The sequence below is a fragment of the Microbacterium sp. CFBP9023 genome, from assembly GCF_034045055.1.
GTDB lineage: Bacteria > Actinomycetota > Actinomycetes > Actinomycetales > Microbacteriaceae > Microbacterium.
The window spans coordinates 218,989-232,036 of sequence record NZ_JAXCWI010000002.1; the positions used below are offsets into that span (position 1 = coordinate 218,989).

Consider the following 13,048-nt stretch of genomic DNA (forward strand, 5'->3'; position numbering starts at 1 on the left):
TGGGGACACTGCCGCGCCCCCGCTCCGGTCAGTATGGAGGCATGACCTTCCGCTATGACTTCGCACCGACTCCGTTCGGCGACGCCCTCGCGGTGTTCTCCGACGAGGGGCTCGTCCGATTCGACCTCTCGGAGTCGAATGATCCATCGGTTCCCTGGCTCCTCGAGAACATCGCGAGCCAGCTCCGGGCCGTCCCGGAACCCGACCCCGGTGCGGCAGACGAGGTCACCGAACTCCTCGACGCGTACTTCGGTGGATCGCCGGTGCGATTCCACGATCACCTGGCGCTCGACTGGCGCCTCATCGACGGGTTCGCGCGCACGGCGCTGCAGACCATCACCACCATCGAATGGGGAGAGACGATCAGCTACGGGGAGGTCGCGGTGCTGGCCGGGCGCCCCGGTGCCGCGCGGGCCGTCGGCACCGCCTGCCGTCTCAGTCCCTTCTCCATCGTCGTCCCCGTCCACCGCGTGGTGCGGTCGGATGGCACGACGGGTCAGTACGGCGCGCATCCCGAGCGCAAGAGGTTCCTTCTCGACCTCGAGTCGCACGGCTGACCGCACACGGGGACCCCGACGAGTAGGCCGTCGGGGTCCCCGTTCGCGTCATCGGCCGCTCAGTGGTCGACGGCCTTCTCGGCCCCGAAACCGGTGAGCGAGCGCACTTCCATCTCGGCCGCCAGGAGCGGCGACTCCTTGGTCCGGCTCGTGACCGTCCCGAGCCAGCCGAGGAAGAAGCCGAGCGGGATCGACACGATTCCCGGATTGTTCATCGGCCACAGCACGATGTCGATCCCGGGGATCATCGAGGTCGGCGACCCGGAGAACACCGGCGACAGGATGATCAGGATGATCGCCGCGGCGAGGCCGCCGTACATGCTCCAGACCGCACCGCGGGTGTTGAACCGTCGCCAGAACAGCGAGTAGAGGATCGTCGGCAGATTCGCCGAGGCGGCGACCGCGAACGCGAGCGCCACCAGGAAGGCGATGTTCTGCCCCTGCGCACCGATCCCGCCCACGATCGCGAGGATGCCGATCACGACCACCGTTCGGCGTGCGACGCGCACCTCGCCGTTGGGATCCGGCTCGACGGGGTTTCCGGCCGAGTCCTTCTTCCCCTTCTGGATCACGTTCGCATAGATGTCGTGCGCGAAGGAGGCTGCTGCCGTGATCGTGAGTCCGGCCACCACCGCGAGGATGGTCGCGAAGGCGACGGCCGAGATGAACCCGAGGAGGACCGGCCCGCCGAGATACAGGGCGAGCAGCGGCGCCGCCGAGTTCGGCCCGCCGGGTGCCGCCGCGATCACGTCCGCGCCGACGAGCGCGCCTGCTCCGTAGCCGAGCACCAGCGTCAGCAGGTAGAAGCCGCCGATCAGCCAGATCGCCCACACCACCGAACGACGAGCCTCCTTGGCGGTGGGGACCGTATAGAAGCGCATCAGCACGTGCGGGAGCCCCGCCGTTCCGAGCACGAGAGCCATGCCGAGAGAGACGAAGTCCCACGGGTTCGCCCCGTACTGCAGTCCCGGCGCGAGGATCGCGTCGCCCTTGTCGGAATTCGCCACAGCCGCCTCGAGCAGCGTGTTGAGGCTGAATCCGTTGATCGCCAGCACCCAGATCGTCATCGCGATCGCACCGCCGATGAGCAGGAACGCCTTGACGATCTGCACCCAGGTCGTGCCCTTCATGCCGCCGATGAGGACGTAGACGATCATCAGCACGCCGACGACGGCGATCACGATCGACTGACCGAGTCGGCCGTCGATTCCGAGCAGCAGGGAGACCAGCCCGCCGGCTCCCGCCATCTGCGCGAGCAGGTAGAAGAAGCACACTGCGAGCGTGGTGATCGCTGCCGCCATGCGCACTGGCCGCTGCTTCAGTCGGAACGACAGGACGTCGGCCATCGTGAACTTGCCGGTGTTGCGCATCAGCTCGGCGACGAGAAGCAGTGCGACGAGCCAGGCGACGAGGAATCCGATCGAATACAGGAAGCCGTCGTAGCCGTTGATCGCGATCGCACCGCAGATCCCGAGGAAGGATGCCGCAGACAGATAGTCGCCGGCGATCGCGAAACCGTTCTGCGGCCCCGTGAACGAGCGGCCCGCGGCGTAGTAGTCCGCCGCCGTCTTGTTGTTCCGGCTCGCACGGATGACGATGAACAGTGTCACCGCCACGAAGGCGACGAAGATCGAGATGTTGAGAACAGGATTGCTCTCCACCGCGATCTCCCCCGCGGCGGCGTGAATGCGGTTCATGCGTCAGCCTGCGCCTTCTCGAGCTCTTCGCGGATCTCGGTCGCTATCGGATCGAGTCTCCGGTTCGCGAATGCGACGTACCCCATCGTGATCGCGAAGGTGGTGACGAATTGTCCCAACCCCATGAGCAGCCCGACGGTGATATCTCCCCACACTCTCTGCGACATGAATTCGGTCGCGAAGGCGGCGAGCAGGACGTAGACGAAATACCAGATGAGGAAGAATGCCGCGAGCGGGAAGATGAATGAGCGCTGCGTCTTCTTCAGTTCGCGGAATCGTGGTGATTCCTCGACAGCGATGTAGTCGATCGCTCCCGGCGAATCTGCCGTCGGATGGTCGGTCATGGGGCCTCCTTGCCTCATGTTCTGCGGCTCGCCCCGCATTGCCAGGCGAATGATAGGGTCGACGCTACGAAACGGGGACACAGCGCCGTCACCCCCGAAAGTAGGTAGTCGTGAGCACATCGACCGAGATGGAATCAGAGACCGAGCTCGTCGCCAGAGCAGTGCGCGAGCTCGCGCAGCGCACCCGGTTCCCGGTCGCCTTCGGCGGCCTGATCGACGAGGGCGTGGTCAGCGTCACCAGCATCGTCGGAAACCGCACGCACAGCCTCGACGGGTTGCGCGTCAGACCCGAACGCGGTCTCGGCGGACGGGCGATGATGGAGCTGCGCCCTCGCATGACGAGCGACTACGGGTCATCGCAGCAGATCACGCACGACTACGACGTGTTCGTGCTCGGCGAGGGCCTCAGGACTCTGCTGGCCCTGCCGATCGTCGTGAGCGGCCGTCCCCGAGGAGTCCTGTACGCGGGGGCCTGGGACCGGACACCCGTCGGCGGCGTGACCACGGCGCCGGCGATGCAGGTCGCACAGTCCGTCGCAGAGGAGCTCCGAGTTCGCGACGAGGTGGAACGTCGCCTTCGCTCGGTCACGCCGTCGTCCGCATCCGTCCCCCCGCGCCATCGCGAAGAGCTGCGGGAGAGCTTCGCCGAGCTTCGCAGCATCGCGGCATCCGTCGATGATGCGGATCTTCGGGCGCGCATCGCACAGGTGGAGCAGCGCCTCGTGATGCTCGCGGACGACGCGGTCTCCACCGGTACCGGGCCGATCCCGACGATTCATCTCTCCCGCCGCGAGACCGATGTGCTCGCCTGCGCCGCCCTCGGCGCGACGAATGCGGAGATCGGCGGGCAGCTCGGCCTTCGCGAGGGCACCGTCAAGGCGTATCTCGGCACGGCGATGTCCAAGCTCGACGCCTCGACCCGCCATGCCGCCGTGGCCAAGGCGCGGCGGGCCGGACTGCTCCCCTGAGTCACGCGCGGCGCTCCGCGGCACAGCGCTGCACAGGCCCTGCCCAGCGCTCAGGGCTATCGTGGATACTGGTCGGTGAACCCCGGCCCCGGACGAGGCAGACCAGTACCCGGTGAGCGAAAAGACTGGTCCGAAAGGACCGTCATGTCGTGGATCGTGCTTATCGTCTCCGGAGTCCTCGAAGCTGTATGGGCGACTGCGCTCGGCAAATCCGAGGGATTCACCAAGCTGTGGCCGAGCATCATATTCGCGGGCGGTCTGATCCTCTCGATGCTCGGGCTCGCATTCGCCATGCGTGATATCGCCACCGGCACCGCCTATGCGGTGTGGGTCGGCATCGGCGCGACTCTGACAGTGGTGTGGGCGATGATCACCGGCGACAGCGACATCTCCTGGCCGCGGATTCTGCTGCTCCTCGGCCTCGTCGGCTGCATCGTCGGCCTGAAATTGATCGACCCTGGTCACGAATAGCACTGCGGGCTCGGATATTCGGCAGTACTGTATTCCCATGGCAAGAAGAATTGTGCACCAGCTGGTTGACGACATCGACGGAAGCATCCTGGAAGTGGGCGAAGGCGAAACGGTCCATTTCTCGCTGAATGGCACTTCTTACGAGATCGATCTGAATTCCGCGCACGCAGAAGAACTGCGTGCGGCATTGGAACCGTATATCTCGGCTGGAAGACGGGCCGGCTCGGCGGCCTCGTCGCGGTCAGCAGCACCCCGGAAGCGCGCGGGTCGCAATCCCGAGGTCGCGGCGATCCGCGCCTGGGCGAACGACAACGGTTACACGCTCTCAGAGCGGGGCCGCATTCCCGCCCCGGTCGTCGAGGCGTACAACGCCGCGCACTGACTCAGTCTGAGGTCGCGACTCCGGGTTGAGCCCACGGCTCATCCCGGAGCGTGATCTCCTGGGCCATGTCGGACAGGAACCGGATGACGACGTCACGCTCGTCCGGAGTGAGTCGCGCCGCCGAGTAGAAGCGCTTGGCCTGCTGACGACCCACCGTCTCCATGGCCGCCTGCCGCGTCTCCGGCGTGATGGTGATCGCGAGAGCGCGCCGGTCGGTCGGATGCGGCGCCCGCCGGATATGTCCGCCCTTCTCGAGGCGGTCGAGCAGCTTCGTCGTCGACGCCGTCGATATGCCGAGGTGCGTCGCGATCCCCCCGGGAGTGGCCGTGGCCCCGCGGTTCGCGCACACGATCAGGTAATGCAGTGCGCGCATGTCCGTGTCGTTCAGGCGCATGTAGCGCCGTGAGGCGAGTGACAGCTTCTGCTCCGCGTCGCGGAGCTCACCGAGGGCGCCCATGACGAGCGCGATCTGGCGCAGGTCCTCGGGGTCGACACCTGATCGATCGATCAGAGTGCTCCGCGGATCCGCCGACTCGACGTCGTAGATCGCCGCGTGCGCGAGGCCGTCCGGAGAGATCGGGTCCTTGCGAGACAGCACATCGGACGCACCGCTTCCGCGGGGGGTGGCGTCGGGTCCGTCGTGCATGCCATCATGCTACACACGATTGTTTCGTGTTATGTTGATTATTAGCTAAGCTAGCGAAAATCGAGGAGGTTCCCCGTTGGATGAGGTCACCCTCCTCTCTGCAGACGGAGTCGCGATAGGCGTGTTCGCGAAAGATGCGGTGCACACCACCGATACTCCTCTTCACCTGGCCTTCTCCTGCCATGTCTTCGACCGGCAGGGGCGTCTTCTCGTCACGCGGCGAGCGCTGACGAAGCGCACCTGGCCCGGCGTCTGGACCAACAGCTTCTGCGGTCACCCCCGCCCGGGCGAGGACATGACACAGGCAGTGCATCGACGCGCGCAGGACGAGCTCGGACTCCGTCTCACCGACATCTCCCTGGTGCTGCCTGACTACCGCTATCGCGCGGTCGACGCGAGCGGGATCGTCGAGAACGAGATCTGCCCCGTGCACGTCGCCATCGCAGACGGCCCCCTCTCCCCCGATCCCGACGAGGTCGCCGAGTGGGCCTGGGTCGATCCGGCCGAGTTCGCTGACGCCGTCATCGGTGCCCCCTTCGCGTACAGTCCCTGGCTCGTGGAGCAGCTGCCCCGACTGCGCGACCTCGGGGTGGTGTGATCATGACCGCGACCGTGACGCAGACCGCGCCGCGAGAGGACATGAGCACCCGTGTCGAAGAGGTGCTCCGACAGCGCTTCGCCATTCACTGCGAGAACGCCGAGGTGTACGGAGCCGAGTTCGCCGCCCTCTGGCGCGCGACCGCCGACCACGCTCTCGGCGGCAAGCTCGTGCGCCCGCGGCTGCTGCTCGACATCCACCGCGCGCTCGTCCCGACCGCAGGCGAGGACGCGATGATCGGGGCCGTCGACATAGCGACCCATATCGAGCTCCTTCACTATGCCTTCCTCCTTCACGACGACGTCATCGACGGAGACCTGACCCGCCGCAAGCGACCCAATCTGATCGGGCAGCTCGCCGCCGGCACACCGGGCGCCTCCGAGCAGGACGCGCTGCACTGGGCCAGGTCCAGCGCGATCCTGATGGGCGATCTGATGCTCTCGGCCGCGATCATGGGCTTCGCCCGGGCGGATGTGCCGGCGCACACACGAGGACGCCTCCTCGACCTGGTCGAGCAGACGATCCTCGAGACGGTGGCCGGCGAGCACACCGACGTCGCATTGAGCCACGGGATCATCGCCTCCGACGTCGACACCGTGCTGTCGATGAGCGTCTACAAGACGGCCACCTATTCGTTCTCGCTCCCGCTGCGCGCCGCGGCGCTCCTCGCCGACTCCTCCACCTCGGCCGAGGAGACGCTGCAGGCCGTCGGCCGCCACCTGGGTCTCGCCTACCAGCTTCAGGACGACCTGCTCTGCGTCTTCGGCGACCACCGGACGCACGGCAAGGACCCCTTCTCCGACCTGAGAGAGGGCAAGGAGACGGCCATCATCGCCTTCGCGCGGTCGACGAGCGCCTGGCACGACATCGAACCGCGGTTCGGTTCGGCGGACCTCAGCCTGCACGACGCCACCTCGATGCGCGATCTGCTGCGCGAGTGCGGAGCGGAGCGATTCGTGATCGGCCTCATCGGCGATCAGCTGGACGCGGTCTACGCCCTGCTGTCCGAGGCGGAGCTCGCCGGCGAGATCAGCTCGGATGCCGCACGGTCGATCCTCGTCTCCACCTCCCGCCTCGAAGGGCGTCACGCATGACCCCGAACCCTCACGACGCATCGGGTGCGAGTCTGGGGCGGTTCAACCGCGCCGCCGACACCGCATCCATCGAGGTCATCCGCACATATTCGACATCCTTCGGACTCGCGACGCGCCTGCTCGGCGAGAGACACCGTCAGCACGTGCGCAACATCTACGCGATGGTGCGCATCGCAGACGAGATCGTCGACGGAGTCGCCGCCCAGGCGGGGCTCGACGAGTCGGCGCAGAGCGGAGCGCTCGCGTCGTACGTCTCGGAGACGCACCGGGCGATGCGCGTGGGGTACAGCACGGACCTCGTCCTGCACGCCTTCGCGCGAACGGCGAGGGAGTGCGGGATCGGCGAAGATCTCACGCAGCCGTTCTTCGACTCGATGGCCGCCGACATCGCTGCGGAGTCGCACTTCACGTCCTACGACGCGGCGGCTCATGAGCGGTACGTCTACGGCTCTGCCGAGGTTGTCGGCTTGATGTGCCTGCGCGTCTTCCTGCGGGACGAGCGGCGCACCGACAGAGAGCTCGAGACACTGACGCACGGAGCACGGCAGCTCGGTGCGGCATTTCAGAACGTGAACTTCCTGCGCGACCTCGCGGATGACACGGATCGACTGCAGCGCGGTTACCTCGGCGACGGCGGCCGCCTCACCGACGGCGATCGGGACGAGTGGGTGCGCACGATCACGGCGCAGCTCGATGATGCGGCGCGCTCGATCCCGCTGCTGCCCAAGGACTCTCGCGCCGCGGTCCGCAGCGCACTCGCGCTGTTCGCCGCTCTCACGCGCCGGGTCGCGAAGACTCCGGCCTCGAGTCTCTACGAGCAGCGGGTGCGCGTACCCGATCCGGTGAAGGCGATGCTGGCCGCGCGCTCGGTGCTCGTGACCGCGATGGAGCGGAGCCGATGAGCCGGGTAGCGGTCATCGGCGCAGGCGTCGCCGGTCTCGCCGTCGCCGGGCTGCTCGCCCGTGACGGCCACGATGTGACCGTCTATGAGAAGAACGGCCGTGTCGGTGGTCGTGCAGGCACCATCGAGCGCGACGGCTTCCGCTTCGACTCCGGGCCCTCGTGGTACCTCATGCCCGAGGTGTTCGATCACTTCTTCGAGATGATGGGCACCTCGACCCAGGAGCAGCTCGATCTGACCCTCCTCGATCCCGGGTATCGCGTATTCCGGGCGCCGCTCGCGGACGGGCGCACGGCGCCGTCCGTCACGGTTCCCACCGGTCGTGACGCGGTCGCGCGCCTCTTCGAGTCACGCGAGCCCGGCGCCGCACAGGCCCTGGATGCCTACCTCGACTCGGCGCACGACGCCCGTGTGATGGCCGAGCGCTATTTCCTCTACAACCCGTTCACGAGGCTGCGCACGCTGATGACACCGGAGGTGCTGCGCGCACTCCCCCGTCTCTTCAGCCTGCTGGGCACGCGCCTGCAGTCGTTCGCGGCGCGGCGTTTCCGTGACCCGGTCATCCGGCAGCTGCTCGGGTACCCCGCCGTGTTCCTCGGCACGGACCCCCGCACCGCACCGGCGATGTACCACCTCATGAGCGCTCTCGACCTCGATGAGGGCGTCAGCTACCCCCAGGGCGGATTCTGGCGCGTCGTCGAGCGCATCGCGGAGCTCGCGGAGGCGGCCGGAGCCGAGATCGTGCTGGATGCCGATGTCACGGCGATCAGCACCGGCGTCCGGTCGGGTGCTCCGACCGTCACGGGCATCGAGTGGCGCGACGCCGACGGAATCGCGCACCGGGCCGAAGCGGACATCGTGGTGTCCGGCGCCGATCTTCACCACACCGAGACGGCGCTGCTGCCGCCGCACCTGCGCACCTACCCCGATTCCTGGTGGCAGCAGCGCACGAGCGGTCCCGGCGCCGTGCTGGTGATGCTCGGCATCCGTGGTTCCGTGCCCGAGCTGCCGCATCATTCCCTGTTCTTCACGGAGGACTGGGATGCGAACTTCGACGCGATCTTCGGCGACGACCCCGAGATCCCCTCACCCGCATCGATCTATGTCTGCCGCCCGAGCGCGACCGACCGCACCGTGGCCCCCGAGGGCCACGAGAACCTCTTCGTGCTCGTGCCGATCCCCGCCGACACGGCGTTGGGAGCGGGCGGCTCCGACGGTGCCGGCTCCGCGGCGATCGAGCAGGCCGCGGATGCGGCGATCGACCAGATCGCGAGCTGGGCCGGCATCCACGACCTGCGTGAGCGCATCGTGGTGCGCGAGACCAAGGGCCCCGCGGACTTCCTCGAGGACTACAACTCGTGGCGCGGCGGGATGCTGGGGCCGGCGCACATCCTGTCCCAGAGCGCGATGTTCCGTGCTCAGAACGAGTCGCGCCAGGTGTCGGGCCTGTACTACGCGGGTGCCACGACCGCGCCGGGCGTGGGGGTGCCGATGTGCCTCATCAGCGCGGAGATCGTTCTCAAGCGCATCCGCGGCGACCATTCCAGCGGCCCTCTCGATGTCGCGACCCCGGCAGGGTCCACCCGCGGGGAATCCTGATGGGCTTCCTGTATCTCGCGCTCCTGCTCACCACGCTCGGCTGCATGCTGCTGCTCGACCGGCGGTTCCGGCTCTTCTTCTGGAGCGACGCGGTGACCGCGGCGATCGTCACGGCGATCGGATTCGCCTTCTTCCTCGCGTGGGACGTCGCCGGCATCGTCGGAGGGATCTTCTTCCGGGGCGAGGCCGCCGTCGCGACGGGGATCGTCCTCGCCCCCGAGCTCCCCATCGAAGAGCCTGTCTTCCTGCTCTTCCTCGTCGTCTGCACCATGGTCGTCTACACCGGGGCTGTGCGGATCCTCACCCGACTGCGCCGACGCCCGGCGGAGGTCGCATCGTGACCTACATCGAGCTCTCCGCATGGTTCGTCGGCGTCGCCGTCGTGGCGGCCGTCGTTCTCTCCGTGGTCGCTGGTCGGAACAGAGCCCATCTCGGCGCGATCGCCGCGACCGTCGTCGTGCTCTTCCTCCTCACCGCCGTCTTCGACACCGTCATGATCGCCACCGGTCTGTTCCACTACTCCCCCGACCACCTCCTCGGGGTGCACATCGGTCTCGCACCGCTCGAGGACTTCGCCTATCCGCTCGCAGGGGCCGTGCTGCTGCCGACCCTGTGGGCAGCGCTGCGCGCGCGTCGACGCGCGCGCGCCGGCCTCCGAAGCGCCGAGGAGGATCCCTCGTGAGCTCCTCGACCCGCGGATCCACCGGTCGCGACGCCCGGCAGATCGTCCTCTCCTCCCGCCCGATCAGCTGGATCAACACGGCATTCCCCTTCGCGGCCGCCTACCTCCTCAGCACGCGCGAGATCGACCTGACGCTGATCATCGGCACCCTCTACTTCCTCGTGCCGTACAACCTGGCCATGTACGGCATCAACGACGTGTTCGATTACGCGTCCGACCTCGCCAACCCGCGCAAGGGCGGGATCGAGGGCGCGCTTCTCGCCCCCCGCATACACCGCGCGACCCTGTGGGTGGCGGTCGTGACGAACGTCCCGTTCCTGGTCTACCTCGTGGCGGTCGGGAATCCCGCATCCTGGCTCTGGCTCGCGATCAGCGTGTTCGCGGTGATCGCCTACTCCGCACCCGGGCTCCGGTTCAAAGAGCGGCCGTTCCTGGATTCGACGACCTCGAGCCTGCACTTCGTCACTCCGGCGATCGTGGGGCTGACCCTTGCCGAGGGCGCCGTCACCTCGACAGCGGTCATCGTGCTGCTCGCGTTCTTCCTGTGGGGCATGGCCGCGCACGCCTTCGGAGCGGTGCAGGACATCGCGCCCGACCGCGAAGGGGGCATCGGCTCGATCGCGACCGTGATCGGAGCACGGGCGACCGTACGGCTGTCGATCGCGCTGTGGGCACTCGCCGGCATCGCCATGCTGTTCACGTCCTGGCCGGCACCCTTGGGCGCCGCACTCGCGCTGCCGTACATCGTCAACGCCGCACCCTGGTGGAACGTCACCGACGACACATCGGCGGGGACCAACCGCGCGTGGCGACGCTTCATCTTCCTCAACTACTTCGCCGGGTTCCTCGCGACGATGATCCTCATCCTCGCCTGGGCCTCCTGACGCACCCCGATCCCCTGCACCTTCCGAGAGGAATCTGATGTCCACCCCTGAGCACGCGCCCACCCCGCCGACCCGAGAGCGCACGCGTCGGCACTCCTGGGCGCGCGTCTTCATCCCCGTCGCCCTCATCCTCATCTGGCTGGTGGGCGCAGGGCTCGGCGGCCCGCTGTTCGGCAAGGTGGACGAGGTCTCATCGAACGATCAGACGAGCTACCTGCCTGAGTCGGCCGATGCGACGCAGGTGCAGAAGCTCCTCGGCGAGTTCAACGACAGCGATGCCATTCCGGCGATCGCGGTGTTCGTCGCCGATGACGAGCTGTCGGAGTCAGACCTCCAGACCATCTCGGATGCGGTGGCCGACGCGCCCTCCGTCGAGGGCGTGAGCGAAGACGTCTCTCCCGCTCTGACGTCGGACGACGGCAAGGCCGTCCAGGCGTTCATCCCGATCGAGGGCGACGCGGAACTCGCCGACGCGATCGATGCACTCGGCACTCAGCTGCGGGATGCCGCGCCTGACGGCGTCACCGTCTACATCACGGGTCCCGCAGGATTCAGCGCCGACCTCGTCGCCGGGTTCGCCGGCATCGACGGCCTCCTCCTGGGCGTGGCCCTGCTCGCGGTGCTCGTCATCCTCGTGCTGGTCTACCGCTCGTTCCTGCTGCCGATCGTCGTGCTCTCGACGAGCCTCTTCGCACTCTGCGTCGCCCTCCTCGTGGTCTGGTGGCTGGCGAAGTTCGAGGTGCTGCTGCTCAGCGGCCAGACCCAGGGCATCCTCTTCATCCTGGTCATCGGAGCGGCCACCGACTACGCGCTGCTCTTCGTGGCGCGGTTCCGCGAAGAGCTGCGCGTCACCCGAGACAAGGGGGCCGCCGTGCTGGCGGCCTGGAAGGGCTCCTTCGAGCCGATCGTGGCCTCCGGCGGGACTGTCATCGCCGGACTGCTCTGTCTGTTGCTCAGCGACCTCAAGTCGAACAGCACCCTCGGTCCGGTGGCCGCCATCGGCATCGTGTTCGCGATGCTCGCCGCGCTCACACTGCTGCCGGCTCTCCTGCTGTTGTTCGGCCGCGCGGTGTTCTGGCCCCGTCGCCCGAAGTTCGAGCCCGAGGTCGTCGCTGACGAGCACGGCATGCGCAAGACGGGCCTGTGGGCACGGCTCGCGAACCTCATCACCCGCCGCCCTCGCGTCATCTGGATCGTGACGACCCTGGTGCTGCTCGCCGGCGCTTCGGGCGTCCTGCAGCTGAACGCCGTCGGCGTGCCCCAGTCCGATCTCGTGCTCGGCGCGTCCGAGGCGCGCGACGGTCAGGTGGCTCTGGGCGAGCACTTCCCCGGCGGCTCCGGCAGTCCCGTGTACGTGGTCGTCGCGGAGGACGAGCTGCAGGATGCCGCCGACGTGCTGCTGGCCGACGATGGAATCGACGGGGTCTCTGTCACGGCCGCTGACTCGCCGAGCGGTTCGGCGCCGGTCACGGAAGACGGCCTGGTCGCCGTCGGCCCTCCCGGGACCCCGGTGCCCGAGCCCACCGTCGTCGACGGAGACGTTCTTCTTCAGGGCACTCTGACCGACGCGGCCGACTCTGACGCGGCTGCCGCGACGGTGCGGGACCTGCGCACCCAGCTGGACGAGCTCGATGCTCTGGTCGGCGGAGTGACGGCGACCGCGATCGACACGAACGACGCCTCGATCCATGACCGCAACCTGATCATCCCGGTCGTCCTGGTCGTGATCATGCTGATCCTGATGCTGCTGCTGCGGTCGATCCTCGCGCCGGTGCTGCTCATCATCACCACGGTGCTGTCGTTCGGCACGGCGATGGGCGTCTCGGCGCTGGTCTTCAACGGAGTGTTCGACTTCCCCGGTGCCGATCCTGCGGTTCCGCTCTACGGATTCGTGTTCCTCGTGGCACTCGGCATCGACTACAACATCTTCCTGATGACGAGGGTGCGCGAGGAGTCGCTCGAGCACGGCACGCGCGAAGGCGTGCTTCGCGGACTCTCGATCACCGGCGGCGTGATCACGTCTGCGGGTCTCGTACTCGCAGCGACCTTCGCCGCCCTGTCGGTGATCCCGATCCTGTTCCTCGCGCAGCTCGCGTTCATCGTCGCGTTCGGAGTGCTGCTCGACACCTTCGTGGTGCGCTCGCTGCTCGTGCCGGCACTCGCCTACGACCTGGGTCGAGTGATCTGGTGGCCATCGAAGCTGTGGCGCAACGGCCGTGACTGAG

General features: G+C 67.6%; 15 protein-coding genes and 1 riboswitch. Of the genes, 12 read left to right on the plus strand and 3 right to left on the minus strand.

Annotated features, from left to right (window positions below; genetic code table 11):
- The first annotated feature begins 41 nt into the window (after positions 1-41).
- Entirely contained in the window at positions 42-557 is a 516-nt protein-coding gene (locus SOM10_RS11320) for a methylated-DNA--[protein]-cysteine S-methyltransferase (RefSeq protein ID WP_320490026.1), read from the plus strand.
- Between the two features lie 59 nt (positions 558-616).
- On the opposite strand, the gene SOM10_RS11325 is transcribed toward SOM10_RS11320, so the two are convergent.
- Together SOM10_RS11325 and SOM10_RS11330 are read right to left on the minus strand one after the other, a co-directional pair.
- On the minus strand, positions 617-2,254 hold the full coding sequence (locus tag SOM10_RS11325) for a solute symporter family protein (RefSeq protein ID WP_056279927.1): 1,638 nt from the start codon (positions 2,252-2,254) through the stop codon (positions 617-619).
- Entirely contained in the window at positions 2,251-2,598 is a 348-nt protein-coding gene (locus SOM10_RS11330) for a DUF485 domain-containing protein (protein WP_053097216.1), read from the minus strand. The genes SOM10_RS11325 and SOM10_RS11330 overlap by 4 nt, the downstream gene beginning before the upstream one ends.
- 110 nt (positions 2,599-2,708) lie before the next feature.
- Here SOM10_RS11330 and SOM10_RS11335 point away from each other — a divergent pair, with 110 nt between their 5' ends.
- From SOM10_RS11335 to SOM10_RS11345, 3 genes are all read left to right on the plus strand, one after another.
- Positions 2,709-3,566, plus strand: a complete 858-nt coding sequence (locus SOM10_RS11335; protein ID WP_295103994.1) for a LuxR C-terminal-related transcriptional regulator — start codon at positions 2,709-2,711, stop codon at positions 3,564-3,566.
- A gap of 66 nt (positions 3,567-3,632) precedes the next feature.
- Positions 3,633-3,700, plus strand: a riboswitch (guanidine-III (ykkC-III) riboswitch).
- Positions 3,701-3,710: 10 nt separating this feature from the next.
- On the plus strand, positions 3,711-4,037 hold the full coding sequence (locus SOM10_RS11340) for a DMT family transporter (RefSeq protein ID WP_053097219.1): 327 nt from the start codon (positions 3,711-3,713) through the stop codon (positions 4,035-4,037).
- Positions 4,038-4,074: 37 nt separating this feature from the next.
- Entirely contained in the window at positions 4,075-4,419 is a 345-nt protein-coding gene (locus SOM10_RS11345; protein ID WP_053097221.1) for a histone-like nucleoid-structuring protein Lsr2, read from the plus strand.
- Between the two features lies 1 nt (position 4,420).
- Here SOM10_RS11345 and SOM10_RS11350 read toward each other — a convergent pair whose 3' ends face one another.
- Positions 4,421-5,065, minus strand: a complete 645-nt coding sequence (locus tag SOM10_RS11350; RefSeq protein WP_082297860.1) for a MarR family winged helix-turn-helix transcriptional regulator — start codon at positions 5,063-5,065, stop codon at positions 4,421-4,423.
- Between the two features lie 76 nt (positions 5,066-5,141).
- Here SOM10_RS11350 and idi point away from each other — a divergent pair, with 76 nt between their 5' ends.
- The 8 genes from idi to SOM10_RS11390 are packed head-to-tail and all read left to right on the plus strand — an operon-like array spanning position 5,142 to position 13,047.
- On the plus strand, positions 5,142-5,663 hold the full coding sequence (idi, locus tag SOM10_RS11355) for an isopentenyl-diphosphate Delta-isomerase (protein WP_056279923.1): 522 nt from the start codon (positions 5,142-5,144) through the stop codon (positions 5,661-5,663).
- Between the two features lie 2 nt (positions 5,664-5,665).
- A complete protein-coding gene (locus SOM10_RS11360) occupies positions 5,666-6,757 on the plus strand; it encodes a polyprenyl synthetase family protein (RefSeq protein ID WP_320490029.1) in 1,092 nt (363 codons plus the stop codon).
- A complete protein-coding gene (locus SOM10_RS11365) occupies positions 6,754-7,659 on the plus strand; it encodes a phytoene/squalene synthase family protein (RefSeq protein WP_320490031.1) in 906 nt (301 codons plus the stop codon). Before SOM10_RS11360 ends, SOM10_RS11365 begins: the two co-directional genes overlap by 4 nt.
- A complete protein-coding gene (gene crtI / locus SOM10_RS11370; protein WP_320490032.1) occupies positions 7,656-9,257 on the plus strand; it encodes a phytoene desaturase family protein in 1,602 nt (533 codons plus the stop codon). The genes SOM10_RS11365 and crtI overlap by 4 nt, the downstream gene beginning before the upstream one ends.
- A complete protein-coding gene (locus SOM10_RS11375) occupies positions 9,257-9,598 on the plus strand; it encodes a lycopene cyclase domain-containing protein (RefSeq protein ID WP_320490033.1) in 342 nt (113 codons plus the stop codon). The genes crtI and SOM10_RS11375 overlap by 1 nt, the downstream gene beginning before the upstream one ends.
- Positions 9,595-9,939, plus strand: a complete 345-nt coding sequence (locus tag SOM10_RS11380; protein WP_320490034.1) for a lycopene cyclase domain-containing protein — start codon at positions 9,595-9,597, stop codon at positions 9,937-9,939. The genes SOM10_RS11375 and SOM10_RS11380 overlap by 4 nt, the downstream gene beginning before the upstream one ends.
- The gene (locus SOM10_RS11385) at positions 9,936-10,823 is read left to right on the plus strand and encodes a prenyltransferase (RefSeq protein WP_320490035.1); all 888 of its coding nucleotides are present in this window, start codon (positions 9,936-9,938) and stop codon (positions 10,821-10,823) included. Before SOM10_RS11380 ends, SOM10_RS11385 begins: the two co-directional genes overlap by 4 nt.
- 37 nt (positions 10,824-10,860) lie before the next feature.
- Positions 10,861-13,047 (plus strand): MMPL family transporter, encoded by a 2,187-nt coding sequence (locus SOM10_RS11390; RefSeq protein ID WP_053097235.1) that lies wholly within the window; start codon positions 10,861-10,863, stop codon positions 13,045-13,047.
- The last annotated feature ends 1 nt before the right edge of the window (position 13,048 follow it).

Bases quoted from the DNA above. Each gene is read 5' to 3' on its own strand.
- SOM10_RS11340 (WP_053097219.1), top strand. From the start codon at position 3,711: ATGTCGTGGATCGTGCTTATCGTCTCCGGAGTCCTCGAAGCTGTATGG.
- SOM10_RS11375 (WP_320490033.1), top strand. From the start codon at position 9,257: ATGGGCTTCCTGTATCTCGCGCTCCTGCTCACCACGCTCGGCTGCATG.
- SOM10_RS11320 (WP_320490026.1), top strand. From the start codon at position 42: ATGACCTTCCGCTATGACTTCGCACCGACTCCGTTCGGCGACGCCCTC.
- SOM10_RS11345 (WP_053097221.1), top strand. From the start codon at position 4,075: ATGGCAAGAAGAATTGTGCACCAGCTGGTTGACGACATCGACGGAAGC.
- crtI (WP_320490032.1), top strand. From the start codon at position 7,656: ATGAGCCGGGTAGCGGTCATCGGCGCAGGCGTCGCCGGTCTCGCCGTC.
- SOM10_RS11325 (WP_056279927.1), bottom strand. From the start codon at position 2,254: ATGAACCGCATTCACGCCGCCGCGGGGGAGATCGCGGTGGAGAGCAAT.
- SOM10_RS11350 (WP_082297860.1), bottom strand. From the start codon at position 5,065: ATGCACGACGGACCCGACGCCACCCCCCGCGGAAGCGGTGCGTCCGAT.
- SOM10_RS11390 (WP_053097235.1), top strand. From the start codon at position 10,861: ATGTCCACCCCTGAGCACGCGCCCACCCCGCCGACCCGAGAGCGCACG.
- SOM10_RS11330 (WP_053097216.1), bottom strand. From the start codon at position 2,598: ATGACCGACCATCCGACGGCAGATTCGCCGGGAGCGATCGACTACATC.
- SOM10_RS11365 (WP_320490031.1), top strand. From the start codon at position 6,754: ATGACCCCGAACCCTCACGACGCATCGGGTGCGAGTCTGGGGCGGTTC.
- SOM10_RS11360 (WP_320490029.1), top strand. From the start codon at position 5,666: ATGACCGCGACCGTGACGCAGACCGCGCCGCGAGAGGACATGAGCACC.